The sequence below is a fragment of the Streptococcus sp. E24BD genome (genome assembly GCF_041807825.1).
GTDB classification, from domain to species: domain Bacteria; phylum Bacillota; class Bacilli; order Lactobacillales; family Streptococcaceae; genus Streptococcus; species Streptococcus entericus.
The window spans coordinates 1-25,136 of sequence record NZ_JBGTZB010000013.1 but is presented as its reverse complement, the minus strand read 5'-3'; the positions used below and the strand labels follow the sequence as shown (position 1 = coordinate 25,136).

At 43.3% G+C, this 25,136-nt stretch carries 27 protein-coding genes and 1 pseudogene; 25 read left to right on the top strand and 3 right to left on the bottom strand.

Going from position 1 to position 25,136, the window contains the following annotated elements; genetic code table 11:
* Positions 1–136 precede the first annotated feature (136 nt).
* The 3 genes from ACERC5_RS04615 to ACERC5_RS04605 all read right to left on the bottom strand — a co-directional run bounded on the left by ACERC5_RS04615 (position 137) and on the right by ACERC5_RS04605 (position 2,830).
* Positions 137–1,300 (bottom strand): tyrosine-type recombinase/integrase, encoded by a 1,164-nt coding sequence (locus ACERC5_RS04615; RefSeq protein WP_373660276.1) that lies wholly within the window; start codon positions 1,298–1,300, stop codon positions 137–139.
* Positions 1,301–1,587: 287 nt separating this feature from the next.
* Positions 1,588–2,412, bottom strand: coding sequence for a hypothetical protein (locus ACERC5_RS04610; RefSeq protein WP_373660275.1), 825 nt, complete (start codon positions 2,410–2,412; stop codon positions 1,588–1,590).
* Between the two features lie 4 nt (positions 2,413–2,416).
* The gene (locus ACERC5_RS04605) at positions 2,417–2,830 is read right to left on the bottom strand and encodes a helix-turn-helix domain-containing protein (protein WP_373660274.1); all 414 of its coding nucleotides are present in this window, start codon (positions 2,828–2,830) and stop codon (positions 2,417–2,419) included.
* A 201-nt stretch (positions 2,831–3,031) separates the two neighbouring features.
* On the opposite strand from ACERC5_RS04605, the gene ACERC5_RS04600 reads away from it, so the two are divergent.
* The 25 genes and pseudogenes from ACERC5_RS04600 to ACERC5_RS04480 all read left to right on the top strand — a co-directional run.
* Entirely contained in the window at positions 3,032–3,217 is a 186-nt protein-coding gene (locus ACERC5_RS04600) for a transcriptional regulator (protein WP_373660273.1), read from the top strand.
* Positions 3,210–3,959: a Rha family transcriptional regulator gene (locus ACERC5_RS04595; protein WP_373660272.1), complete on the top strand. Its 750-nt coding sequence runs from the start codon at positions 3,210–3,212 to the stop codon at positions 3,957–3,959. Before ACERC5_RS04600 ends, ACERC5_RS04595 begins: the two co-directional genes overlap by 8 nt.
* A 205-nt stretch (positions 3,960–4,164) precedes the next feature.
* Entirely contained in the window at positions 4,165–4,434 is a 270-nt protein-coding gene (locus tag ACERC5_RS04590; protein ID WP_373660271.1) for a hypothetical protein, read from the top strand.
* Positions 4,424–4,624, top strand: a complete 201-nt coding sequence (locus ACERC5_RS04585; protein WP_373660270.1) for a hypothetical protein — start codon at positions 4,424–4,426, stop codon at positions 4,622–4,624. Before ACERC5_RS04590 ends, ACERC5_RS04585 begins: the two co-directional genes overlap by 11 nt.
* On the top strand, positions 4,624–4,890 hold the full coding sequence (locus tag ACERC5_RS04580) for a hypothetical protein (protein WP_373660269.1): 267 nt from the start codon (positions 4,624–4,626) through the stop codon (positions 4,888–4,890). The genes ACERC5_RS04585 and ACERC5_RS04580 overlap by 1 nt, the downstream gene beginning before the upstream one ends.
* A gap of 10 nt (positions 4,891–4,900) precedes the next feature.
* Positions 4,901–5,059 carry a hypothetical protein gene (locus tag ACERC5_RS04575; RefSeq protein WP_373660268.1) on the top strand — a complete coding sequence of 53 codons (159 nt, stop codon included), beginning with the start codon at positions 4,901–4,903 and terminating at the stop codon, positions 5,057–5,059.
* A gap of 2 nt (positions 5,060–5,061) precedes the next feature.
* Positions 5,062–5,211 (top strand): BOW99_gp33 family protein, encoded by a 150-nt coding sequence (locus tag ACERC5_RS04570; RefSeq protein ID WP_373660266.1) that lies wholly within the window; start codon positions 5,062–5,064, stop codon positions 5,209–5,211.
* The gene (locus ACERC5_RS04565) at positions 5,211–6,041 is read left to right on the top strand and encodes a DnaD domain protein (protein ID WP_373660265.1); all 831 of its coding nucleotides are present in this window, start codon (positions 5,211–5,213) and stop codon (positions 6,039–6,041) included. The genes ACERC5_RS04570 and ACERC5_RS04565 overlap by 1 nt, the downstream gene beginning before the upstream one ends.
* A gap of 12 nt (positions 6,042–6,053) precedes the next feature.
* A complete protein-coding gene (locus tag ACERC5_RS04560) occupies positions 6,054–6,929 on the top strand; it encodes an ATP-binding protein (protein WP_373660264.1) in 876 nt (291 codons plus the stop codon).
* A 503-nt stretch (positions 6,930–7,432) separates the two neighbouring features.
* Entirely contained in the window at positions 7,433–7,606 is a 174-nt protein-coding gene (locus tag ACERC5_RS04555) for a hypothetical protein (RefSeq protein ID WP_373660263.1), read from the top strand.
* A gap of 100 nt (positions 7,607–7,706) precedes the next feature.
* Complete coding sequence (locus ACERC5_RS04550; protein WP_373660262.1) at positions 7,707–7,943, top strand: hypothetical protein; 237 nt, start codon at positions 7,707–7,709, stop codon at positions 7,941–7,943.
* Positions 7,944–7,985: 42 nt separating this feature from the next.
* The gene (locus tag ACERC5_RS04545) at positions 7,986–8,312 is read left to right on the top strand and encodes a hypothetical protein (protein ID WP_373660261.1); all 327 of its coding nucleotides are present in this window, start codon (positions 7,986–7,988) and stop codon (positions 8,310–8,312) included.
* A 41-nt stretch (positions 8,313–8,353) separates the two neighbouring features.
* Positions 8,354–8,818: a hypothetical protein gene (locus ACERC5_RS04540; RefSeq protein WP_373660260.1), complete on the top strand. Its 465-nt coding sequence runs from the start codon at positions 8,354–8,356 to the stop codon at positions 8,816–8,818.
* Between the two features lie 4 nt (positions 8,819–8,822).
* Positions 8,823–9,191 carry a hypothetical protein gene (locus ACERC5_RS04535; RefSeq protein ID WP_373660259.1) on the top strand — a complete coding sequence of 123 codons (369 nt, stop codon included), beginning with the start codon at positions 8,823–8,825 and terminating at the stop codon, positions 9,189–9,191.
* Positions 9,192–9,561: 370 nt separating this feature from the next.
* A complete protein-coding gene (locus ACERC5_RS04530; RefSeq protein ID WP_373660257.1) occupies positions 9,562–9,744 on the top strand; it encodes a type II toxin-antitoxin system HicA family toxin in 183 nt (60 codons plus the stop codon).
* 41 nt (positions 9,745–9,785) lie between these two features.
* Positions 9,786–10,241, top strand: coding sequence for a type II toxin-antitoxin system HicB family antitoxin (locus ACERC5_RS04525; RefSeq protein WP_373660256.1), 456 nt, complete (start codon positions 9,786–9,788; stop codon positions 10,239–10,241).
* 181 nt (positions 10,242–10,422) lie between these two features.
* Complete coding sequence (gene relB / locus ACERC5_RS04520; RefSeq protein ID WP_373659009.1) at positions 10,423–10,644, top strand: type II toxin-antitoxin system RelB family antitoxin; 222 nt, start codon at positions 10,423–10,425, stop codon at positions 10,642–10,644.
* Positions 10,645–10,905: a type II toxin-antitoxin system RelE/ParE family toxin gene (locus ACERC5_RS04515; protein WP_373659010.1), complete on the top strand. Its 261-nt coding sequence runs from the start codon at positions 10,645–10,647 to the stop codon at positions 10,903–10,905. It abuts the gene before it with no gap.
* 14 nt (positions 10,906–10,919) lie between these two features.
* Positions 10,920–11,092 (top strand): annotated as a pseudogene (locus ACERC5_RS04510) (transcriptional regulator); the annotation flags it as partial.
* A 302-nt stretch (positions 11,093–11,394) separates the two neighbouring features.
* The gene (locus tag ACERC5_RS04505; RefSeq protein WP_373660255.1) at positions 11,395–12,042 is read left to right on the top strand and encodes an HAD family hydrolase; all 648 of its coding nucleotides are present in this window, start codon (positions 11,395–11,397) and stop codon (positions 12,040–12,042) included.
* 420 nt (positions 12,043–12,462) lie between these two features.
* Entirely contained in the window at positions 12,463–14,952 is a 2,490-nt protein-coding gene (locus ACERC5_RS04500) for a bifunctional DnaQ family exonuclease/ATP-dependent helicase (protein ID WP_373660254.1), read from the top strand.
* Positions 14,953–14,967: 15 nt separating this feature from the next.
* Positions 14,968–15,435, top strand: coding sequence for a DUF5590 domain-containing protein (locus tag ACERC5_RS04495; protein WP_373660253.1), 468 nt, complete (start codon positions 14,968–14,970; stop codon positions 15,433–15,435).
* A gap of 13 nt (positions 15,436–15,448) precedes the next feature.
* Positions 15,449–16,633, top strand: a complete 1,185-nt coding sequence (locus ACERC5_RS04490; RefSeq protein ID WP_373660252.1) for a pyridoxal phosphate-dependent aminotransferase — start codon at positions 15,449–15,451, stop codon at positions 16,631–16,633.
* A gap of 189 nt (positions 16,634–16,822) precedes the next feature.
* Entirely contained in the window at positions 16,823–18,169 is a 1,347-nt protein-coding gene (gene asnS / locus ACERC5_RS04485) for an asparagine--tRNA ligase (protein ID WP_373660251.1), read from the top strand.
* Positions 18,170–18,519: 350 nt separating this feature from the next.
* The coding region (locus ACERC5_RS04480) for a family 20 glycosylhydrolase (protein WP_373660250.1) at positions 18,520–25,136 on the top strand (6,617 nt) is incomplete at its 3' end.

The window sequence follows — 25,136 nt, the reverse complement described above, 5'->3', positions numbered from 1 at the left end:
GGTAAAACCTTACTATACCAGCACTTTGGGGCGGTTTCCCAAGGTGCTTTTTTCAATTTGTTACCCCTTTGTTACCCCAAAAGCTGATTTTTGGTGCAGAGAAAGGGCAAACCCCAGAGGGGTAACCCTAGCTATTTTATAAATTATTGACGGCTGTTGCATAGGTGATAGCCGTTTTTTGTATCTGGTCATTGTCAACATGCCAGTAAGTGTTTTGTGTGAGATTGGCGCTTGAGTGTCCTAGCCGATATTGAGCATCTTTGGCATTGACCCCAGCATACAAAATCAGTGACGTGTGCGTGTGTCTGAAGCCATGAAAAGAGACATAGGGCACGCCAGCAGCTGCAAAGTGTTTTTTTAGTCGCTGTCTCAACGAACCAGAGTAAGCATATTTTTGCGTAAACACAGAGAATACAACCGTCTCAGACCGCCCAAGTTGCCAGCTTTCGATTTGTTGGCGGTTTTTGTATTGCTTGAGCATGAGTAGCGTTGCCTGGTCTATTGGTATATCACGATAGCCAGCATTTGATTTAGGGCTGTTTAGCCCATTCTGACGGTTTAGGGTCTTATTGATGCTGATAATACCCTTGTTTAGGTCAATATCAGCCCATTCAAGAGCCAAAGCCTCACTAATACGGCAACCAGTAGCCAGCAAGAGCTTATAAAGCGTGACATCGAATAGAGTAGTATAGTTTGATTGGTCGAGGGTATCGAGATAAGCCAAGAACGTTTTTAGCTCTTGCTTATCTAGGCACTTGACCTTTTTCTGTTCGGTTTGCCTTTTACGTGGCATAATAACCTCACGAGCTGGATTGAACGGCATCAGTTGCATAGCTACGCCATATTGCAAGATGCGGCGGTTGAGGTTATGGAGTAAGCCATAGTTAGCAAAAGCCCCTTTCTCACCGCTATTGGCTTTATTTGCCCATTTATTGACCTGTTGCTGGATAATAGGGGTCGTGAGCTTATCCACCCTGTAATCACCAAAAACAGGTAGCAGGTGCTTTTTGATAGTCCCAGACATTGATTGTACAGTATTAGGCTTGACTGTATGCTTGTAACTATCCCACCAGAGGGAGACAAGCTCTTTATAGGTCGTGATGGTTGGTTTTGGCTTTCTGGTTGAGCCGTTAGCAATAAACTCGCTGATAGCTGTTTTAGCCTTTGCTTTTACGCCCTTTTGAGTTGATGCCGTCACCGTGGTGCGTGTCTTTTTACCTGTCATCTGGTCAATGCCAAGATAAACGCTAGCCCGATAAACGATTTTGCCATTTTGCTTTGTAATTTGTTTGATATTCATGTATGTTTCCTTTCCATCAGCAGGCAAGCGGATTTGTTGTTAAGGTATTTATACATGGATTGTCTCTATATCGTCGCTAGAGGCACGAGAATAGGGCTGTAATCGTTTGTTTTGGGGTGCGTGGTAAAATTATACCGCCGAGGGTTAAAACGGCTGTATGGGGGTTATAGGAGCGTGATAGTCACAGGATGTTGAAAATATTGAATAGGTTTAGTAGTGGATAAACTTGACACAACTTGACATTTATTCCCAACAAAACCCAACATTTGGGGGTTATAGCGTTATTGTTAGCCTTTGTTTTGGATGAGTTTCTTTCCAGAAAATGCTATGCGTTTTTTGAATGTATCTATCCACATATCACCACCGTATTTAGGTTGTTCATATTTTAAGAAATTTTCACAGATAGCTATCTCAGCTTGATAGTCTTTCAAACCACGGTAGTTTATAGCGATACGTTCGTAAAGTGGTGCTGTAAAATCAACCCCTTTTTGTCCGATGAGTGGCAGTAGCAACTCATTTGACTGTTGGTATTGCTTTTGTTTGGATAATCTTTCGCCTTTTTCAAATAGTTTCCAGCCCTCATCTCTTAACTTATCAAATGCTATCTGTTCTCTTAGTTCTTTGGCGCTGTCTTTCAGATCTATTTGGTCGAGATAGTCAGCGTGTTTGGTTCTGAAAGCTTCATAACTTGCTCTGTTTGCAGCCTTATCCTCGTCAGTCACCCAGCCAGATTTGTGTAGTTTTATGTAATGCTGATTATTGTTGATTAGTTCTTTCCCTTTTGGTGTGAGTAATCCATCTTGTTCCAAAAGCCCAAGATTTATCAATCGAAGAGTGGCAACGCCATAGTCTGTTACGCCGTAGTTCCTAGAGAGATGAACAGGGTATTTTTCAGTAAATAGACCAAGCCGCTTTATAACCCAGAGCAAGATTAAATCAGAGATAACTATGTTGGGTTCGGCTATTTGCTGTTTTGCCCAAGGGTAAACATGCTCATAAAAATCAGGGTCGTCTATTTCTTTACCATAGATTTTTATTTGGTCTCTTGTAGGCGGTTCTGGTATAGTGCTAGTTTTTGAGAATAGTTTTTTTAAGGAGGATAATAACGGCATCTGTTTAGTCCTTTTTATGCATACGGTCGATGAGTTTGCTTATTAAATCAAAATCATCATCTTTTAGTTTTGAAAGTTTAGATATGACTGTATTGTATTTTGAGAGATAGTCATCAAATGACTGTTCGCTATTTTTCTCATCATTATCAGAAGCATCATTTAAATCAGGCATCACCATCGGATAACCCGTAGTATAGAAAAAATCCTCCTCTGACCAAGTCCTGAAACCGCTATGACCCAAGAGGTAAGAAACTTGCACTCCAAAATAGTCCGCTAGTTGCTGGGCTTTGTCGGATTTGATATCACGTTGGCCTTGCTCCCAACGGAGTATGGTCAGCTTTGAAACACCTATTTCCTCGGCTAGCTCTTGCTGGGTTAGCCCTTTTTCTTTGCGTAAGTCTTTAATTTTATTTTCCATGAGTTTACTACCTTTCCACTTGATTATATCACGATTTTAGAAAAGTATCAAAAAAAGTTACAAAAAAATAAAAAAGTTGTTGACAAGTAACAAAAACGGGTACATAATCAATATTGTATTATCCGAAACGGATACACAACCCAAGCACTCAAACCTTACTACCTTTCACGCTTGGCTATTAAAAGACAAAGGAGGACATCAATGCTTATCACTCACGATATGGCGGAGCGTATTCGTATCAAGAGAGCCGTGAACCGTCAGACCATGAAAGACCTAGCCCAAGAGCTGGGAACGACCTATAAGACCCTATCGCTGATTGAGCAGGGCGATTATGACCTACGGCGTGACATCTATGACAGGGTGGAACGCTGGCTAAAAGATGACTAGAGAGGCAGGCAAGATGGATTATAACATCATTTTACGCAACGGCGATTTAGTCGTTGACAGTTTGACAGTAGCGGATAAATTCGGTAAAGAGCATCATCGAGTGCTGAAAGATATTCGCAAACGGATAGCAGACATCGATGAGTTAGGAGATGAAGACAATTTTGACTATATCTCACCAGATACCTATTTTTATGCTGACACCTACCCAGATAGCTACGGCAGGAATAAACCTTGCTATTACATGAACCAAAAAGGTTTTACATTTTTAGTCATGAGTTACACAGGCAAAGAGGCGACTAAGTACAAACTAGCCTATATCGAGCAATTCGAGCGCATGAGACAGGCGTTGTTGACCAGAGAGCAACCGCTCATTAGAACACATACCGAGTTTATCCGTGAGGGCTTGCGCCGTCGCCCTCAAGTTGTCAAGATTGATTGGGAGACACCCGGACCAGACCATTATTGCTTTGGTATTTGGGAAATCTTGAGACTTTACGGCTATAGCGGTGCTGTCACGATGAGCTTTTTACAAGAGGCTAGACCGCTAGTTGTCTTTTATGGTTTGCCTTATTTTGAGGAAGTTATCAACTATTGCGCAGCTAAAGACAAGTTGCATCTAGGCTATATTTTAAAGGTTCTTGACGACTACCACCCAAGCGAAGTTGAACAGATGGTAGATGACCCTGTCTTTGGCATGGGACAGTCTTACTCACCAACAGCTATGACATGGCTGGTTGATTAACCTTAAATCAATTTGAAAAACAACCAAACATAGGCTCACAGAGCAAAGAAAAAGCCGTATGCAGGCAACCAAACCAAACGCATACGACCTCGACCAAATAAACAACAAGCAGGCAAGCGGATTTGTTGTTAGGGTATTTACATAGGGGAACAGCCCCTTTGAAATACTATTTACTACATTTTACCAAAGACGGAGGAAAAATACAATGACCACAGATGAAATTAAACGCTACGGTAACCAGTTAGCCGATATGTTACCACGTATTGAGATGATAAAAGGGTATAGTAACGCTCTTATTTTAGCGAATAGACACGGGGTTGATGCCACTATTTTACGCTGCCAAATGCATGAGGCTTTTGTTACCTTTTATGCTCAAGCGGAGCAACTATATAGGGAGCTGGATTTAATCGCTTTTGACTTGATGGCTTATGATGACGAAAAAGAACAGGAGGCTATCAGAAAACATGGGAGATAAGATTATAGGTGGTTATGAGTTGCTACTGACAGAACTTGAGGATTGTATCACGGTTTTAGAGGCAGTAGATAGCGATATTGCCCCAGAAAAGGCACAAGCATTGTTAAAAGTAGCTACCAATGCCTTAAAACACCTTGTAACAGAACATACAGCTGTTATTGATGAACAAATAAAGCGAGGTGATAATTGATGGAAGTTCTATCTAAAGAAATCCAGCTAGAAGGGTTGAAAGAGCTGAAACAAGCTCTAAATACCCTTGTTGAGCTAGAGAAACAGAGAGCAGGTAAACTAGATTTGATAACACGCAAGGAGTTATTAGAGATACTGGATATATCAGAGCCAACGCTGAACAGATGGGAAGATATGGGACTGAAAAGGTATCAAGCCCCCGTGGATGGAGCTAGAAAAATCTTTTATCGCCCTAGTGATATTTACTTGTTTTTAGCAGTTAGTTAGGAGGTAAACAATGCAGATAGTCATTATAGACAGCACTAGATGGCGAGGTAAGGGCTTTTATTTGCCTACCCTTGATGTTGCCTTTATCAGCGATAAAGTCGCAGAGGCGGAGCGTGAGAGCCTGCTAGACAGGCTGAAACAGTCACAGAATAAAACGATTTGGAGGTAAGAATGGTTAAACAACATTACACCGTTAGCCATGTGATGGCAGACGGTACAGAGCTAGATGATATTACAGGGTATGTTATCCCAGATGATAACCCAGTATATGACATTTTTAAGAAAATCAATGAAGATAGATGGGCAGGTGAAGTTAATTAGTGGCAAAAACAAAGATTTATTTTTGGCTCAAGATTGATAAAAAGTTTTTTGATAATATCTTTATCAAGCGACTAAAGACAGTTCCAGGTGGCTATACAATGACAGTTATTTATATCCGCTTGATGCTTGAGAGCCTAGATAGTGATTGCATTCTTTACTATGAGGGTTATTTTGAAACACTAAAGGAGGAGTTAGCTCTAAAGTTAGATGTTTCAGAAGATGACATAGATATGACCATGGCATATTTTACGAAATGTGGTCTTATCCAAATCGACGAGGATAAAAACGCAGAGCTACCACAAGCTAAAGCCTTGGTACAACAGGAGACTAACCAAGCAGCATATATGCGTGAATATCGCAAAGAGCAACGGAAGAAAAACAATAATCTTACAATGTTAACTGATGGGCTTACAACGTTAACTACGTGTAAGACAGAGATAGAGAAAGAGTTAGATAAAGAGAAAGAGGTAGAAGTAGAGAAAGAACAACCTACCACCCCCACCCCTATCCATTCTCAAGATTTTGTCACTCTTTACAAATCATTCGAGCAGGAGACAGGCAGACCGCTATCACCTATGCAACAAGAGGAGCTAGGTTATATGTTGCAGGATTTTAGCCCTGACCTTATCCAAGAGGCTTTGCGTGAGGCAGTAGGACAAGGGAAGGCTAATTTTGCCTATATCAGAGCTATTCTTAACCGTTGGAAGTCTGACAACCTGCTGACAGTTGAGTTAGTGCATAATGCCAAGAAATCACGCACCAAGTCAGCGGACACTAAAAAGCCGATGACACAGGAAGAATGGCAACCCACGCCAGAATATCCATTTTAGGAGGTTATACAGATGACATTAAAAGCGAGTTTTGATATACCGCAGGCAGTAGAGATACATGAGGTTTGCCCGATACACAGTATAAACTTACAACAAATCCCAAAACCGCTGACAACAACAATTGGCAGAAATGCAAACTATGAGGCAATTAAGGCAAAACGTCACATCCCCCCTTTTTGCCCACTTTGTCGCATGGAGCAAACGGAACAAGAAAATCAAGCAAGAATATCAAGCTCACTCAATCAGCAACTATACTCCGAAACCTACCACGTTTTGGAGCGTGATAGCAATATCCCCTCAGAGTTGCAAGGAGCTAGCTTTGATACTTTCAAGGTGAGCAACCAAAATGAAAACCAGCTACTGGAATTTGTCGTAGAACAGTCTGAAAAGTATCTAGGAGGCATGAAAGGTAATACTCTGATAACAGGCGACCCAGGCATCGGAAAGAGCCATTTAAGTCTTGCTATGGCTAAAGCTATCAACGAGGGCTACAAGGCTAAGGGAGAGCCTAAAAGTGTCCTATTCATTAGTCTGACCGAGATTATCAAGGAAATTCAAGAGGGCTGGAACTATGGCAGAAACGCTAAACTGACCGCCCATGATGCTAAAAGGTTACTGACAGGGGTTGACTATCTGATTTTAGATGATATTGGTGAAATAAGCGGAGAAATCGGAAAAACTGAAAGGGATTTAATTTTCGATGTGTTGAACCATCGAGAAACAACGATTTTTACAACAAATCTGGATAGTCAGCAACTCAAACGCTATTACGGTGACAAGATTTATAACCGCATTTTGAAAGGTCTTGAGGGAAATAGTTATAAGGCTTTTGGTATTGCGGGTAAACGGTACGCTATCAATCGACTAAGAGAAAATGGCACTTTATAGTTAACCAAGAACGTACCAAGAACTTTTAGGCTCATAGAGCCATCAAAAAGCCCATATCAGCTGTTTTAATTGTTGGGTGGTAGAAATTATCTAGCGTGACTTAAAACGGCTGTACAGGGCTTGTATGAGCTTGTGGTGTTGAACAATGAATGAACAATGAGAAAATGGTTGAGTAGAAGAGCATCTAATCAATCGAAGCTAAGATAAAGCAAAGAACAGGAGGCGAAATAATGAAATGGATAAATTCAGACAGCGATGTAATGTGGTGGTTGAAAATGTGTTTAATCACAGGGGTTACAATCCCTATTGTGTTGATAATCAGCTTTGTAGTTCTCGCCTTATCAATCCATTTGCTAAGAGCAATAGGCATTGATATTCATAGTCTATCAGACCTTATTAGGTAACAAAACGGGGTAATAAATTCCCTTTACCAACTGAAAAAACTTATAAAATCAAGGTTTAGGGCAAGAAATATTATTTGAAAATCAAATAGGAGGTATAAAATGACACAATCAGATGATAAAAAATTAGAGGCTTTGCTAAAAAATGGTTGCATTCTCTATATGAAAAATGGTATAATAAAGCAAGTGACACCCCCAGAGCATGGAACTGTTAAGCTAAAAAGCCAAAATGGTGTGTTAGTTTACAAGGAAGTGACCGCAGGGGAGCAACTATAAAAAATATACTGACTAGAAAAACTAGAGGTATGATAATTGAGTTTTAACGCTCTTTTGTCATACCTCTTTTTCGTTGTCATAAGTCATAGGGAGGTACAACATGACACTTACAATAATTAAAAACGACATCAAGGCTTTTGCTAAGAAAAAACACGGTTATATGACAGGTTATATTGCTATGCAAGAAGATTTTAATAAGCGGTTAGCTGCTGGTATGATTGGCGAGCAACGGGCAAAACAGGAGCTTGAGAAGTACAAAGCAGAGGGTAACACCTATGCACGCACCACGTACAATCAAATTATAGATAATATTGACCGAGTGCATGAGCAAGAATGAGCCAAACTCAAAGAAAAAGAGCTGTCAGTAACTGCTGATGACGTGGCAGAATTGAATTTGCTAGCTAGTATGGAAATGACCAAAGATGAGCTGGTGACTTACTATGAAAAATTCAAGCATAAGCCGTTAGCGATTAAGAAGCTTAATGAGATTGCCAAACAACAGCCAGAGCTGTTTGTAAATATGCAGGATTACACCGCAGAACAGGCATTAACTAACCTTATTGACTTTTTCAAACAACAACTAGCATTTTTTGAGGGGCGGTTACAAATCAACGGTGATAAAATTTTGGCTGTCACAATGGATATGGTGGTCAGTGCAGAAGTAACCGCTCTTGATGCCCGTTTAGGGGAGTATTTGGATTTATAAAGGGGCTGACACCCCCCTTTATTTTTCTATGGAGGTATGAAATGGCAAATGAGCATAACCTAATACCAGTAACCAAGCGAACCAAAGAAGAACAGCGAGCTATATCGTCTAAAGGTGGTAAGGCATCAGCTGCTGCTAGACGAAAGAGAGCAGACTTAAAGCGAGCATTAGACATTATTTTGACAGCAGAAGTCAGCAATCCAAATACTAGGGCTATGCTAGAAGAGATGGGTCTGCCCACCGATAATCAGACTTTGCTAGCCTTGTCCTTATTTCAGAAAGCTGTCAGAGGAAATGTTAGAGCATCAGAGTTGATTGTTAAAGTTGTTGCTGAAAAAGATGAGCTAGACAGGCAAGAGCAGAGAGAACGGATTAAGCTCTTGAGGCATAAAAACAGGGAGGCACAGGCGATAGATGCCACGGAGGCAGAAAAATTGGTATTTGTTGATGAGTGGGCAGGGGAGATGCCAGAGCTTGATACTTTAGGTTTGCCCCCTATTGAGTGATGATATGAAGATGACAATTAAGGAGCAACTAAATGAGCTGAAAGACCTAGCCCCATTTATCAAAAACCTAGAGGAGGAGCTAGCACAGGGTTATCCCATCTATGACTTTTTTGCTGATAACTTGGCGGAGTGGGAGGAGCAAACCCTGGATAGCATTAAGCAGCTAAAAGCCAAACGGCAAGCTGTGATAGATTTAATCAACAGACTAGACAGCCCTTTACACCGTGAAATCTTGCTTGTAAGGTACAGAGACGGTATAAAATGGAAAGACTTGCCCCAAAGTTTGAATTTGCCAGATACTGATATTCGCAGACTGCATAAGCAGGCCATCGAGGAACTGGATAGGGTGGAGCGTGACCTTAAAAAGGGCTAAGATTAGGCTAAGGTTGTCATAGGCCACACAAAGCCACGAGAACAGGGGAAATTAGGCGATTAGCTACCTAGTCAGAGAAATAGGCACGCACCGCCTAAAATCGCTATACGGCCTTTATATGGCGTTTATAGATGGTGCAAGTTTTAGCTTTTAATTTTCAGTAAAATATGCTATAATTTGTTATCAAGTCGCATAGCCGACACCTGCCCACCAGAGCAAATCTGGTAGAGAGCTATCTTGTGAGGGATAGACTTTCCGTGTTGATTATACTAGTCACTACAACATGTTAGCCCTTTTGGGCTTTTTTGATTAAATCACTTGACACGTATGACACGTATGATATAATAGAGTTGTCAGGAGGTAGAGTACTATGCCGATGACACAAAAAGAAACGGTTAAGCTCTTGACCGCTCATGGTTGGATAAAGACCAAGGGTGGCAAGGGATCGCATATCAAGCTAGAAAAGGCAGGAGAGCGACCGATAACCGTTCCCCACGGTGAAATCAATAAATACACCGAACGGGGTATTAGAAAGCAAGCAGGGCTACTATAAGCTAGCCCTAGGTTTTCTTTGGATTTTGCAGGAGGTAGCACATGTTAGTAACTTATCCAGCTTTATTTTATTATGACGATACAGAGGGCGAAAATACAGTCCCTTACTTTGTACATTTTCCCGATATTGAGGGGTCAGGTACACAAGGAAGTAGTATTACAGATGCTATGGCGATGGGAGCAGAATATCTAGGTATGATGGTCTCGCATTATATCGAGAACGGCGAGCCAGTACCTCAACCATCAAGCATTAACAGCCTATCCTTGATTGATAATGACCCATTCAAAGATGATGCCGATTTTACCTTGACTTATGACCCAGACAAGTCTTTTATCTCGCTTGTGACTGTTGATGTGGCAGAATATCTAGGACAGCAAGAGCCTATCAAAAAGACCTTAACAATCCCAAGATGGGCGGATAAGGTGGGGCGTGAGTTAGGGATTAACTTTAGTCAGACCTTAACTAAGGCTATTGCAGAGCGAAGATTGCAATCCTAAGCCTAGCACCTGCTGGGCTTTTCTGCTATAATGCATCCAGACAACGATAAGCAGGATAGACTAAAAACACTAGGTAACACTAGAAATACAGTAGCGAGAGGTGCGTGAGTATGCTATGATGTTAATTGACAATCCTTAATAAATGTGTTACAATGTAACACAAAGAAACGAGGTAAACATCATGAGTACAGTAACCATCAGATTAAATCAAGAAGAAGAAGTCTTTTTCAAGAGCTATGCCCAACTCACAGGACAAAGCCTATCAAGTCTTTTTAAGAAAGCCTTGGAGCGTGATATTGAAGATGAGTATGATTTGAAAATCTATAAGCAAGCCTATGCAGAGTATCAAGCAGACCCTGAAACAATCAGCCATGCCGATTTTAAGAAAGAGCTGGGCTTGTAAATGTACCGTATAGAGTATTCAAAAAAGGCTCAAAAGCAGATTAGAAAGCTAGATAAATCTATCCAAAGGCTGCTTTTTGCATGGGTAGATAAGCATTTAGACGGTACAGAAACCCCACGAGCCAACGGTAAGGGTTTAACGGGTAATCATGCCAACGAATGGCGTTATCGTATTGGTGATTATAGGCTGATATGTGATATTCAAGATGACAAGTTAGTGATTTTGGCACTTGAATTTGGACATCGTAAAGATATTTATTGATACGGAGAAAATCAATGGTAACTAATGGTGCTATTGGTAGTAACTGGCGAGATATTCAGAAAGAACTTTTGTCACTAGAGGAAATCCGAGAAAGTGATATGAGAGTTGCTATCATGAGTGAGCTTATCGAGGCTAGAAACGAAAAAGGTATCAGCCAAAAAAGCTAGAAGAACTTAGCGGCGTGAGCTAGAAGATAGCACAAAAACAGCGTAAAAAATAAATCTAGATGCAAAAAGAAAAGCACGTTTAATCGTCCTTTTCCCTTGCCTGCTGAACTCGTCAATTTGTTACCTATTTTTATTACCCTTTGCCTTTATTGTGTGTTACCCTAGTTTATCCATTATAGCTAAATTAGGTTTTCTAAAGGTTAAAATTAGGCTTGTTTTAGGCTGTTATCTACTATTGTTAATAACTTGAAAAAATAATCTGACATAGATTAAAAACAGTCTCGGTTTTACCTAGGCTGTTTTCCTGTAGATGGGAGGAGAGATGGGAAAAAAGTGGTTGTATTTTGATATTGGTTCGACCTTGGTTGATGAAGAGTTAGCTTATCAAGATTTTATTAAACGGTGCGTACATCAGTTACAAGAAATTGGTATAGAGGTAGACGAGCAGAAGTTTTATGATAAGATGCTGCAGTTTGCCAAGGAAGGATCTGATCCAATAACAAGTGCTTGGAATTTCTTTGTTTCATTTGACGTGGCACGACCGAAGTGGTCGCATGCATTTGAAACGGTCTATCCAGGTGTTGTAGACATGTTGGCAACATTAACGAAAACTTATAAATTAGGGATTATTGCCAATCAAGGTTTAGGCTTGCAGGGACGTTTAGAAGGGTGGAAGATACGTCCATACTTTGAGTTAGTAATTGCCTCGTCCGATGTAGGGATGAAAAAGCCAAATAAGGAAATATTTCAATATGCTCTCACTAAGGCAGATATTTCAGCTAAACAGGCGATTTATATCGGAGATCGGATAGATAATGATATTATTCCTGCCAAAAAGATAGGAATGCGAGTCATCCGTATCTTGCAAGGCTTTGGGCAATATGCACCTGAAAATATGCAACAGATAAGCGATGTCTGTATTGCAAGTATCTTAGACGTACCTGCTGTTTTACATGGGATGACGAATTAGTTGAGGATTATCCGTTTTTTCATATTGGGATAAGGGTTAGTAAATCTAATAACTTTCTTTTGGACCGGCTTTAAATGAGTTGGTCTTTTTGTCTAGAAAAGCTAGCCGTTTCAAGAAAAAACTGTAAAGTGCTCTCTTATGGTTTTTGCTAACAATAGGAGCGTGAATTTGGTATAATAGTATCATGATGGAACAAATATGGACTCTTCTAAGCCATATTTTTTATTTATGTGATACATGGCTTATTACTAGAAAAATAAGTCAATGTTAGTGGAACGTCTAGGAGATTTATCCTAGGCGTCTTCTTGTTTTTAAAATAATCGATTATCACAAGCTTTTGCTGCTGCCTTCAGGAGTGATTGTGCCTATTTGAATTGAAAGAAGGTAAATACTCTAGCTATTTTATGCTATAATTAAGTCATGAACGATAAAATTGTACCAAGTTATGCGGTCGTTGATTTGGAGGCGACGGGAACGGGTTCTACTGCGAGGATTATTCAGGTAGGTATTGTCATTATTGAAGAAGGGAAAATCGTGACAACCTACGAGACGGATGTCAATCCTCATCAGTCTCTTGATAAGTCTATTGTAGCATTGACAGGAATTACAGATGAGCAGCTGGCAGTTGCTCCTAATTTTTCTCAGGTAGCTAAGACCATTTATCACTTACTTGAAGATCGGGTTTTTGTCGCCCACAATGTTCATTTTGATGCCAATTTATTGGCTGAGCATTTATTTTTAGAGGGATTTGAATTACGAGCGCCCCGTGTTGATACGGTTGATTTGGCACAGGTTTGTTTTCCGACGCTTGCAAAATATAGCCTTGAAAGTCTCAGTCAAGAGTTAGGTTTGTCTTTAGATGCCGCCCATACGGCGATTTCTGATGCTCTGGCGACTGCTCAGCTATTTTTGAACATTATAGAGGTGTTACATCGATTGCCAAGGCAAACCCTGACGAGTTTGTCAGGGCTTGCTCATCATCTCTTGTATGAAACGGGTCAGGTGATTGAGGTAGCCTTGGCACAGGCTTCGTCTAGAACACAGCCTCATCTGTGGGCTGTCGACAACTTGCTAATCAGACAACCGATCGTGTTGCCTCAGCCTTTGCCGTTGGAAGAGGAATTTAAGGCTAATCTTAAGCGTTTGGGGCTAGAGGATCGGTCAAAGCAATCTGACTTTGCGGCAGTGGTGTCTTCAGAATTAGCAAAGACAGCTCCTGTCTTTATACAGGGTGAGGCGGGGCTGGGGAAAACCTACGGTTATCTCTTGCCCTTGCTAGCAGCTGCTAAAGGGAGACAAATCGTTGTAGCAGTGCCTACAAAATTGTTACAAGAGCAGTTGATGACCAAGGAAGGGCAACGATTGTCGCATGTTTTTCAGATACGTTTGACCAGCATAAAAAGTTCCAAACATTACCTTGATTTACAAACTTTTTCAGATAGTTTACAACAAGAAGATAGTAACCGTTTGGTTAATCTGTTCAAGATGAAACTTCTGGTTTGGTTACTTGAAACGACAACTGGAGATTTAGATGAGATTGGTCAAAAATTTGGCCTGGATGCCTATATTGACCAGTTTGGTCATTCAGGGCGCCTCAATGATTATTCTGTTTTTGCTGAGGCTGATTTTTGGCGACGTTGCCAGCAGAGTGTTCAAAACAGTCAAGTTATTGTCACCAACCACGCCTTCTTGCTGTCTAATTTGCAAGCTCAGCCAGACCTCCTAAAAGACAGGTTGCTGGTGGTGGATGAGGCGCAGCGATTTTTCCTCGCTATGGAAAGCAGCTCAAGGCGGCGTGTAGATGTCACAAAGGTCTTAGTAACCATTCACCAACTACTGGGACAAGAACAGGACTTGCTTCACCGGCGTCTTTTGGAAAGTCTGCAACGACAGCTAAATCGGATGGTGACGACCTATTATCAGCACAAAGGCAGTGACGTAGGGCAACAAGTGATAGAAAGTTTGCGCCAGGATTTGGCCGAATATGACCAGATACATTTGCGCGACTTAAGAGAAGTTGTGGCAGGTTATGCTGATTTTTGGCTTGAAACGAGTTATCAAACTGGAAAACGTCAGACCTTTTTAGTCGGTGCGCACCTTGATTTTTTGAACATTAGTCCTCAGCTTCTACAAGCTGCCAAGGCTTATTTCATTTCAGCGACTATTGCGATTAGCAAGCGCGTGTCCTTGCCCGATCTCTTAGGTTTGCCTAACTCCTCTGTTCATTTGTTGGACAATGGCAGAGCAGCTAATCAGCACATTTGGGTCGACACCAGTATGCCGACACTGAAACAGGATAGTGATGAGCACTATCTCGATGCCCTGATTGCGCGTTTACGGCAGTTATCAGAACTGAACTACCCTATTCTCGTCCTATTAACCTCAAAACAGATGTTGCGAACCGTTTCAGACCGCTTAACCGCCATCGACTTTCCCCACCTTGCTCAAGATTTGCATGGCAATGCCAGTGCCGTTAAACGTCGATTTGACAAAGGCGAACATCAAGTGTTACTAGGTCTAGGGACATTTTGGGAGGGATCAGATTTTGCTGATCAGGATAATCTGATTATTCTCATTCCGAAGTTACCGTTCGATAACCCTAAAGACCCATTCGTCAAGAAAATCAATACCCAGCTTAAGGAACAGGGGAAACAGCCTTTTTATGACTATGCCTTACCTCTAGCGGGTCTACGCTTAAAACAAGCACTCGGAAGAGGAACTCGCCGAGAATACCAACGATCTGCAGTTTTAATCTTAGATAATCGCTTGGTCACCAAGCCCTACGGTAAAGATCTGTTGAACATCCTAGAGCAGCAGGCAGAGACGACCCTTGAAAAAATTGAGAAAATCCTACCCCAAATTCAAGATTTTTGCTATAATAATAAGGATAAGCCAGATAAGGCTAAATAAACAAGGAGAGGGCTAATGAGTGAACGTTGGAATTGGTTTAAAACAGTCATCACTTGGCTAGGGTTAAGTCTAGTACTGATGCTGCTGACTGGTTTAGTATTTTTTTATCTGGCGATTTCACCACGCCTGACCGCACAACATCAGTTGCAACACTTGGCAAGGGATTATGCTAAATTGACTGATGTGAGTGACGTTGCAGTGTTTAATGGCGCAGACACTTATTACAGCATAAGAGGGAAGGATGACAATGAACAGGACATTTTACTTCTCTTGTCAGGTCATCAAGAACAGCCTGAACTGATCAGTCTTGACAACCTATTGAGTCATGAGGAACTCCTAAAGCGAGCTGAAGAGGAGGGGCTAGTGCCTCAACGAGTAGTAGCTGGTCGCCATAACAACCGACTTGTCTGGGAGATTAAAAGTCAGGAAAAATACTATATTTTTGATGCTGAGACAGGTGACTTAATCACCGTCTGGGGCTAGAGAAAGGAAGCGTATGACCAAGTTATCTGACCGTGTCCTGTCCATGCAGGAAAGTGTGACCTTGCAGGCAGCGGTGCGTGCTAAGAGTCTAAAAGCTCAAGGGCGAGATATTTTAGAATTGACCTTGGGAGAGCCTGACTTTGTGACCCCTCGGCATATTCAGCAAGAGGCGATGGCTGCGATTGAGAATGGCTCTGCTAGTTTTTACACCGTAGCGAGCGGTCTGCCAGCTCTAAAGGAGGCCATCAGTCGTTACTATGAGACCTATTACGGCTACTCTGTTGACCAGAATGATGTCGTGGTGGCGACGGGTGCCAAATTTATCCTCTATGCCTTTTTCATGGCGGTTATCAATGCTGGTGATGAGGTGTTGATTCCGACCCCTTACTGGGTATCTTATGCTGATCAGGTAGAGATGGCAGGAGGCAAACCTGTTTTTGTTGAAGCAAGACAAGAGCAGCACTTCAAAGTCACAGTTGACCAGCTAGAGCAGGCGAGAACGCAACAGACCAAGGTCTTGCTATTGAACTCGCCCTCTAATCCGACAGGGATGATTTACACAGCTGATGAATTGACCGCTATTGGAAATTGGGCAGTCGAACATGATATTCTGATTTTGGCTGATGACATCTATGGTCGCTTGGTCTACAATGGAGCGATCTTTACCCCTATTTCCAGCCTATCAGAAGCCATTCGTCAGCAGACTATCGTGGTCAATGGGGTGTCCAAGACCTATGCCATGACGGGTTGGCGCGTGGGCTGGGCGACAGGGCAGACAGACGTCATTGCTGCCATGAGTAAAATCATCAGCCAGACGACCTCTAATCTGACCACTGTCTCCCAGTATGCTACCATCGAAGCGCTGACGGGTGACCAAGAGCCAATTGAAGCCATGCGAGCGACTTTTGAGGAACGACTAAACACTATTTATCCGCTCTTGAATGAGGTGAAAGGTTTTGAAGTGGTCAAGCCAGAAGGAGCCTTCTACCTCTTTCCAGAGGTGTCAGAGGCCATGAGACTGAAAGGCTTTGATGATGTGACCGTCTTTACCAATGATATCTTGGAGCAAACAGGTGTCGCTCTGGTGACAGGAGCAGGATTTGGAGCTCCTAGTCATCTTCGCCTCAGCTATGCCACGGATATGGAGACCCTAAAAGAGGCGGTTAGACGATTGAGAGAATATATGGAAGAAATGTAACGAGCCACACCTATGACTAAATGAGTGGGTGCTGCGACGTTCTCACCTAGAAATCGAATCTATTTCTAGGTGAGAACTAGTGCAGAGCTTAGCCAAGTCCCCATAGGGATTGGCGTGTTAGCTCTGCCGTCCATACGACATCAGGAAGTATCAAAAAAGAAAAATCATTTTTGTAGAAAAGAGAAGATTATGACTAGAACATTAGTAACCATTAACCAAGTTAAAGACCATGTTGGTCAGGAAGTGACCATCGGTAGCTGGGTGGCCAATAAGTCAGGTAAGGGCAAGATTGCCTTTTTGCAACTGCGTGACGGGACTGCCTTTTTCCAAGGAGTTGCCTTCAAGCCAAACTTCATTGAGACATTCGGTGAAGAGGAAGGAACAGCGAAGTTTGACCTTATCAAACGCTTGAGCCAAGAAAGTTCTGTTTACGTGACGGGTATTGTCAAAGAGGACGAGAGGTCTAAATTCGGCTACGAGCTGGACATTACGGACATCGAGCTGATCGGTGATAGCCAAGATTACCCGATTACACCGAAAGAACACGGCACGGACTTCCTCATGGACAATCGCCACCTCTGGCTGCGTTCGCGCAAGCAGGTGGCCATTCAGCAAATCCGCAATGCTATCATCTATGCGACTTATGACTTCTTTGATCAAAATGGCTTTATCAAGTTTGACAGCCCGATTTTGTCAGGGAATGCGGCGGAAGACTCAACAGAGCTTTTTGAAACGGACTATTTTGGTCAGCCAGCTTACTTGAGCCAATCTGGTCAGCTCTACTTAGAAGCTGGTGCCATGGCACTGGGGCGTGTGTTTGACTTTGGTCCGGTATTCCGTGCAGAAAAATCCAAAACCCGTCGTCACTTGACCGAGTTCTGGATGATGGATGCAGAGTATTCTTTCCTGACGCACGATGAATCTCTGGACTTGCAAGAAGCCTATGTCAAAGCTCTGATTCAAGGGGTGATCGATCGTGCACCGCAGGCTCTTGAAACTCTTGAGCGGGATGTGGACTTGCTGAAATCCTACATCGACCAGCCCTTCAAGCGGGTGTCTTATGACGATGCGGTGACGCTTTTACAAGCTCACGAAAATGACGAAGACGCTGATTATGAGCACATGGAGCATGGAGATGACTTTGGTTCACCACATGAAACCTGGATTTCAAACTACTTTGGGGTACCGACCTTTATCGTCAACTACCCAGCCAGCTTCAAGGCCTTCTACATGAAGCCAGTTCCAGGAAATCCTGAGCGCGTGCTCTGTGCCGACCTTTTGGCGCCAGAAGGCTATGGGGAAATCATCGGAGGTTCCATGCGTGAGGACGACTACGAGGCACTGGTTGCTAAGATGGATGCTCTTGGCATGGACAAGTCAGAGTACGAGTTCTACCTTGACCTTCGCAAGTACGGCTCAGTGCCACATGGTGGTTTCGGGATTGGTATCGAGCGGATGGTCACCTTTGTCGCAGGAACCAAGCACATCCGTGAAGCCATTCCATTCCCACGGATGCTTCACCGAATAAAGCCATAGGAAAATCGGTAAAGAATGGGTGCGACGCCATTCTCAGGCAACAAAGTCTTTCTTGAGAATGGCTAAGGAGTGGCATCGGATTGGGGATCTATAATCACGGTGAACAGTAAACGTGCAGAGACGGCAAGAATATTTAAAATATCTGATTAAACCTGTTTTAAAAGTTATCAAAATAGTAGTGTTAAGACTGAAGAGAATGCAAGATGGATTTTCTTCAGTTTTTTTGTATTTAATTTACTTATTTTTACTTATTTTTACTTATTTTTACTTATTTTTACTGATAAACACTTGACTTGTAATAAGAAAGCGAATACAATATAAATGATGATATAACAAACAGGAGGCTTTTGATGATTCAGAAGAAAAAACTCAGAAAATCTAAGGGCAAGTGGATTGTTGTCCTGTATTCGGCCTTGGCCTTGGGAGCAGCAGCTGGGCATGAGACTGTTTTAGCTGAAGGTCCTGCACCGCAACCACCTGCAAGTGGAGAAACAGGTGGCGTAACGAGTTCGGCGGGAACATCGGAATCACCAGAGACAGTGATACCGACAGCAACAGCTCAGCCATTGGCGACGCCAAATACCAATCATCTGAAAGCTGCAGAAGTGACAGCATCAGATGTTGAAACAGGTACGAGCTTTACAGCTGAAAAGGCAGTAGATGGCGATGCGACAACTCGTTGGGCGACTGATCGTAACCCTTCACAACCGAGCTTAACCCTGACCTTGCCTAACGATACGCACATTGAGCGAGTAGAAATCGATTGGGACAAGCGGGACAATGCTGGTAAGAATGCTCCTGATCCGAATGTTAGACGATGGCGCCTGTCTTATGCCACAAGTGATGCTACTAATGCTAATCCCGAAACAAGGGAGTGGCTTGTGGCCTATGAACGTTCAAGCGGGACACCAGCAGCAGAAGAGGTTGTTAATCTTGCTGCACCAGTGGTTGCTCGTTACTTAAAATTAGATATTTTAGAGTCAGTTCCAGGCACCATCAATTGGAACAACGTTGGGGTGCGTGAGGTGAGAGCCTTCTCAAATCCATCAGACAGTGCCTTGCCAACTCGCTTGGAGCAAATTGATGCCCTAGCGTTCAACGATACAAAGACTCAGTTAGTCTTGCCAGAGCTGACAGGAGTAGAGTTAATTGGTAGCGACAAGCAAGGGGTGATTGATTTAACTGGTCGTGTTTACCAGCCCTTGACTAATCAAACCGTTAAGGTTATGCTCAAACAAACCTTGGGAACTGCTGTTGCGACTAAGGAATTTGAGGTAGCAGTGACTGGTCGCTACGCTGATGAGGGCGTTGGCACAAAACCAGCAGTTGTTCCCGTTGTCCAGCAGTGGCACGGGGTAGAGGGGACCAGCACGATTACAGCTGATACTGTGATTGTTGCTGATGATAGCAACTTTGGTAGAGCTGCTGAGCTCTACCGCGAGGACCTGCTAAGCCGTGGCTTAACCTTGTCAACGGGCGATAGCACAGCTGCTCAGCGGATCGAGTTCAAAAAAGTTAGCGACAAAGGCTATGGTCAAGAGGGCTATGGCATCACAATTAATAACGGTGTCATCACCATTGAAGCAGACCATCATACAGGAGCTTTTTATGCCACTCGCACGCTCTTGCAGCTGGGTGAAAGTAACTTGCAAAATGGTGAGATTCGTGATTTCCCAAGCTTCAGTCACCGTGGTTTCTTGCTAGATACAGGTCGTAAGTTTGTGCCATTTAACACCGTCGTTGAGATGATGAAAAATATGGCCTACTACAAGATGAATGACCTGCAGTTGCACCTCAACGATAACTACATTTTCCTCAAAGAGCATATCAAGGATAAACATCTGACTCCAGAGCAAGAGCTGGACTACGTACTCAATAACGCTAGCACAGGTTTCCGCGCTGAGATTGATGTGGTTGGTGAAAATGGAGTTCGCCTAACGTCAAAAGACCATTATACGAAAGATGAACTCAGAGCCTTGGTCCGTCTGGCTGGTGATTTAGGCATTAACCTTGTACCAGAGATTGACACGCCAGGTCACGCCTTGTCCTTTGTCAAAGTCCGTCCAGACCTCATGTATAAGGGGGCATCTCTCCATCGTGGCAAACATAATGTTGAGCGCGTTGCGATGTTAGACTTGGGAGAAAAATATGACGAAACACTCGCTTTTGTCAAATCGGTCTACCAAAAACTCTACTTCGATGAGGATGCACCGCTCAAGGATGTTACAACTGTTCATATCGGAACGGATGAATATTATGGTGAGGGGGATCACTACCGTCGCTACTTGGCAGACATGCTTCAATATGTCAAGGAAAAAGGCAAAACACCACGTTTCTGGGGGTCACTATCCTTTATGTCAGGTGACCAAGCCATTGATGGTCGTGGAACGGAGCTTCAAGTCTGGAACGTGGGCTGGCACCATCCAAATCTTGCTCTGTCTATGGGAGCTAAGGTGATCAACATCACCGACAATCCAACCTATAGTGTACCGAGCGGTAGTGGTTCTGTCGGTGGTTACGGTGACTATGCTGGTTATACGACACAGTATGACCGCTGGACACCGAATGACTTCCGCACAGGTGGCGGTCCTGCCTATCCTGCCTCTCACCCTCAAATTATCGGTGGCGGTCATGCGGTTTGGAACGACAACATTGACCTGCATGAGACAGGTATTACTTCTTATGATGTCTTCAAACGCTTCTTTGTGACCATGGGTGTTACTGCTGAGAAAACATGGGGTTCCCCACGTTTAGCGACAGCATTTGCCAACCGACAAACCCTGCCTCAAGACCGTGTCTATGTCCCTGGAACCAATCCAGAGTTCCGCTCTGCCATTGACCATGCGACAATAACAAAAGAGAGTTTAGCTGACCTTCAAGGCGAAGGTGTTACAGCAGGTGCAGATGGGCTGGTCTTTGCAAACAACCATTCTTATCTGGAAACGGGATTAGGTCAAGTTGGACCTGATGTTGTGTTGACCTTGGAGGTGACCCCAACTGGTGAAGGTCCTCAAGGCATTTTAACTGATGGTCGAAATGCCATCTTCCTCTCAGACCAAGACGGTAAGCTGGCCTATATTAACGAGCACCTCCATATCCAATTTGACAAGACCTTGGAAGCAGGGCGCCGCTACAAAGTGACCTTTGTCACCAAGGAACTCAAAACAGATGTTTATGTCGATGATGTTAAGATTGCCCGTCTACCACAGGCGGCTCACCCAAATCTAGCCCACACAACCTTTGTCCTCCCGCTAAACTATATCGCTGGCTTCAAGGGAACGCTTCATCGCCTTGACTTGACCCACGAGCCTTATGTGAGTCCATTGGTTGTTAGCCCTTCGGAAATAGCAGATCTGACCACTAATAGTCAGGATACCGAGCATGGTGGACAGATTGATAAAGCCTTTGATGGAAATTCAAGCACCATTTGGCATAGCCATTGGACAAATAAACAGCCACATTACACTGTTGATATTGCTCTGAAACAGCCAACTGCAATGCAAAGTTTGACCTACCTCCCACGCCAGTCTGGGACAAATGGGCATATTCGTCGCTATGAAGTCTACGCTAAGGTAGAAGGGCAGTTGACCAAGATTGCTGAAGGTCAGTGGGCAAATGATGCCGCTGAAAAAGTAGCTAATTTCACACCGCTGACGACCAACCATATTCAGTTGAAAATTTTAGAAGGAACAGGTGGCTTTGCTAGTGCTGCAGAACTGACCCTAAACAAAGTCCTAACTCAACCGGGAGAAACTGCTTCTCCTGATGCTACGGATGAACAGCCAGACAATGGGGTAAGTCCAGAAGCACCAAAACCAGCTAATCCAATTATCAAACAGCTGAGCAACCAGCAGACAGCAAGTGCTACAGGAAATAAGATTGTCTTAGAGGATGATGTTAAGGACTATCTGAAAACAGCAGAAGAAGGAACCATTTATGTGGAATATCGTGTACCACAAAATGCTCCAGCATTCTATAGTATTTTTAACGCCACCAGTGGCAACAATCAAAACCATTACACTGTTTTGTACGCTAAAAACGGTCAAATCGGTGCAGAAATTCGCCCAAGCGTTACCATTGACCTAAATGCAGGAACTGAACGTGTGAAAAATGGGGAGTGGCATGCAGTAGCGATGACCTATGGAAAAAATCCAGAAAATGGTCAAAACACAGTAAAACTTTATGTCAATGGCGTGCTATCACAGTCTAAAGACATTGAGCCAGATGTGTTCAAGGCAATCACAAACTTAACTCACGCTCAGCTAGGTGCTGCCCAGCGCGTGAACGGTCCAGTTTGGGGAGTTGCTGGCATGGATATCAGGAACTTCACCCTCTATAATAAGGCTCTGACAGCTGAAGAGGTTGTTGAACGTTCAGAAGCCTTTATCCGTGTACCTTACGACTTACCAGCCAATCCAGGCGAGGTAGCGACAGCTAAGGCTGCCGTCTTTGAGAGTGGGCGAAATGGCCAGAAGAACAGAGATGGGGTGCACGCCTTCCGTATTCCAGCCTTGCTGAAGACGCTTGATGGCACACTGATTGCTGCTACTGACCAGCGCCATACGACATCAGGTGACTGGGGAGATATTGCAACGAGCATCAAACGAAGCACAGACAATGGTGCCACTTGGGGAGATACCATTAAGATTGTTGACTTGAAAAATAATCCAAATCCAGCCAATCCTCATTTTAACCCAATGACCATTGACCCAGGCTTGGTACAAGATCCAACGACAAAACGTATCTTTGCCCTCTATGATATGTTCCCAGAAATGCAAGGTGCTTTTGGGTTATCCAATCATCGTCCAGCATCATACACAACAGTTGGAGAACAGTCTTATCTGAACCTCTATAAGGCCGGAGAGACAGCTGCTTATACCATTCGTGAAAACGGTGTGGTTTATACACCAGCTGGAGAGGCTACAGACTACCGTGTTAATGTTAATGACAATAGCCAACACTATGCTAACTTAGGGGATATTTATCAAGGAAATACTCTAATCGGTAATGTTTATTATCAGACCAACTCAAGCTCACCGTTTAAGGTTGCTCCAAGTATGCATATCTGGATATCTTACAGTGATGATGATGGGGTAACTTGGTCACGACCAAAAGACTTAACAGCCAGTCTCAAGAAAAATAAAGAGTACATGAACTTTATGGGCATCGGTCCAGGCACAGGTGTCGTCTTGCACACAGGAGAGCACAAGGGACGTCTGGTTATCCCAGCTTATGCCACCAACTTTATTGGTAATTCTGCCATTAACAATTCGCAGTCATCAATGGTCTTCTACTCAGATGACCACGGCGAAACTTGGCATTCTGGAGAGTCTGTCAATGATAATCGTAGACTTGCTGATGGCACGGTTCTGAATTTGCGAGATATGGATAATCGTATCGAACAAATGACAGAAGCAACGGTATTGCAACTAAATAATGGTCACCTCAAAATGTTCATGCGCAATCTTAAAGGTAAGGTGCATATGGCGACTAGTTTGGATGGCGGAGCAACGTGGCAAAATGACCTTGAAACCTTGATTGATGTTCCGGACGTTTATGTTCAGCTATCTGCTGTTCGTGTAGAGCGTGATGGTAAGGAATATGTGGTGCTTGCCAATGCCAACGGTCCAGGTCGTACCAACGGTCATGTGCGTCTGGCGGAAGTCACAGAAAATGGTCAGTTGAACTGGATTAACCATCGTTTGATTCAAGATGGTAGCTTTGCCTATAACTCTCTGCAATACTTGGGAAACGATGAGTTTGGCTTGCTCTACGAACATAGTGAAGGCGGTCAGAACGATTATACCCAGTATTATCGCAAGTTCAACTGGACATTCTTGACCAGCCCTGAACCAAAATTGCCAGATAACAACGTGACATCTGTTGTTTTTGAGGACGATACGACTGCTTTGATTAGCTTTGACTATTCTGTTCTACCAACCAATCGTCCAGAATTATTGCTTTCAAACGGCAACCGTGCAACCTTCATTGACCAGCGAAGCGGCAATACCTTGGCCTACCGCATTCAGCCAACGGATAAAGGGAAGCTAATTTTAGAAGTGGTCAATGGTGATATTAGTAATATCAATGGGCATCGTGTCAATGTTGTGACAACACTTGATGACACGAATCGCAATCAACTAAGTAAGATTGATAACAAGTTGCTTGCAATTACAGCAGGTCGAGCAGAAGCATGGCAACCAGGTGCTGAGCCAGATAAACTACTTGATGGCAACAAGGCAACTGTTGCTGAGCTCAAGTGGGACATGTCATCCAACTATGTTAACGGCGCTTATCCAGAAGCTTGGCGGTTACCACAGACAGTGACAATCACCGTTAAAAATGGTCAGCCACTTGACCTTCACGGGTTATTGATTAGTAAGCGTATTAACAATAATGGTACGTTGACCAAGTACCAAGTTGAAGCTTTCCGAGGTGATGAGACTGTCTATAGCTCTGGTGAACTTCTTGTACCGTATGAACAGGCGGAGGTCAGCCACGGATTTGGAGAAGCAGGAGTTAAAGCAGATCGTGTGGTGTTGACGCTGCTAGAAGCCAAGCAAACAGCTGGAGGACCAGCAACGCCAACCATGCTAACCTTACGTGAATTAGCATTATTTGGTTCACAGATAAGTGCTGAAAGTGATACAACAGATACCGACAGCAACACCGGCGGCGACCAAGATGGTAACACGGAGACCAACACAGGCGAACACACCGGTGCAGACCAAGAAGGTAGCACCAGCTCAGACCACGGTGATTCAGATTCTGGCAATCAATCAGACGGTCCAGGTCAAAATCCAGGCACACCAAGCGATTCAACTGATACCAACCCAATTCCAGGCGATGACCAGAATAATGGTGGCAGCCAAGGCGATAACGCCGATAACGACTCAGGTGATAACACCGATACTAACCAAGGCGACAACACAACTACCCCTGATACCATACAACCATCTCGTCAGAT

Coding starts and splice junctions, on each gene's coding strand:
- ACERC5_RS04495 (WP_373660253.1), top strand. CDS start 14,968: ATGAGTGAACGTTGGAATTGGTTTAAAACAGTCATCACTTGGCTAGGG.
- ACERC5_RS04570 (WP_373660266.1), top strand. CDS start 5,062: ATGGTTAAACAACATTACACCGTTAGCCATGTGATGGCAGACGGTACA.
- ACERC5_RS04585 (WP_373660270.1), top strand. CDS start 4,424: ATGGGAGATAAGATTATAGGTGGTTATGAGTTGCTACTGACAGAACTT.
- ACERC5_RS04535 (WP_373660259.1), top strand. CDS start 8,823: ATGAAGATGACAATTAAGGAGCAACTAAATGAGCTGAAAGACCTAGCC.
- ACERC5_RS04500 (WP_373660254.1), top strand. CDS start 12,463: ATGAACGATAAAATTGTACCAAGTTATGCGGTCGTTGATTTGGAGGCG.
- ACERC5_RS04555 (WP_373660263.1), top strand. CDS start 7,433: ATGACACAATCAGATGATAAAAAATTAGAGGCTTTGCTAAAAAATGGT.
- ACERC5_RS04580 (WP_373660269.1), top strand. CDS start 4,624: ATGGAAGTTCTATCTAAAGAAATCCAGCTAGAAGGGTTGAAAGAGCTG.
- ACERC5_RS04560 (WP_373660264.1), top strand. CDS start 6,054: ATGACATTAAAAGCGAGTTTTGATATACCGCAGGCAGTAGAGATACAT.
- ACERC5_RS04525 (WP_373660256.1), top strand. CDS start 9,786: ATGTTAGTAACTTATCCAGCTTTATTTTATTATGACGATACAGAGGGC.
- ACERC5_RS04595 (WP_373660272.1), top strand. CDS start 3,210: ATGACTAGAGAGGCAGGCAAGATGGATTATAACATCATTTTACGCAAC.
- relB (WP_373659009.1), top strand. CDS start 10,423: ATGAGTACAGTAACCATCAGATTAAATCAAGAAGAAGAAGTCTTTTTC.
- ACERC5_RS04540 (WP_373660260.1), top strand. CDS start 8,354: ATGGCAAATGAGCATAACCTAATACCAGTAACCAAGCGAACCAAAGAA.
- ACERC5_RS04490 (WP_373660252.1), top strand. CDS start 15,449: ATGACCAAGTTATCTGACCGTGTCCTGTCCATGCAGGAAAGTGTGACC.
- ACERC5_RS04505 (WP_373660255.1), top strand. CDS start 11,395: ATGGGAAAAAAGTGGTTGTATTTTGATATTGGTTCGACCTTGGTTGAT.
- ACERC5_RS04575 (WP_373660268.1), top strand. CDS start 4,901: ATGCAGATAGTCATTATAGACAGCACTAGATGGCGAGGTAAGGGCTTT.
- ACERC5_RS04590 (WP_373660271.1), top strand. CDS start 4,165: ATGACCACAGATGAAATTAAACGCTACGGTAACCAGTTAGCCGATATG.
- ACERC5_RS04600 (WP_373660273.1), top strand. CDS start 3,032: ATGCTTATCACTCACGATATGGCGGAGCGTATTCGTATCAAGAGAGCC.
- ACERC5_RS04550 (WP_373660262.1), top strand. CDS start 7,707: ATGACACTTACAATAATTAAAAACGACATCAAGGCTTTTGCTAAGAAA.
- ACERC5_RS04605 (WP_373660274.1), bottom strand. CDS start 2,830: ATGGAAAATAAAATTAAAGACTTACGCAAAGAAAAAGGGCTAACCCAG.
- asnS (WP_373660251.1), top strand. CDS start 16,823: ATGACTAGAACATTAGTAACCATTAACCAAGTTAAAGACCATGTTGGT.
- ACERC5_RS04610 (WP_373660275.1), bottom strand. CDS start 2,412: ATGCCGTTATTATCCTCCTTAAAAAAACTATTCTCAAAAACTAGCACT.
- ACERC5_RS04530 (WP_373660257.1), top strand. CDS start 9,562: ATGCCGATGACACAAAAAGAAACGGTTAAGCTCTTGACCGCTCATGGT.
- ACERC5_RS04515 (WP_373659010.1), top strand. CDS start 10,645: ATGTACCGTATAGAGTATTCAAAAAAGGCTCAAAAGCAGATTAGAAAG.
- ACERC5_RS04615 (WP_373660276.1), bottom strand. CDS start 1,300: ATGAATATCAAACAAATTACAAAGCAAAATGGCAAAATCGTTTATCGG.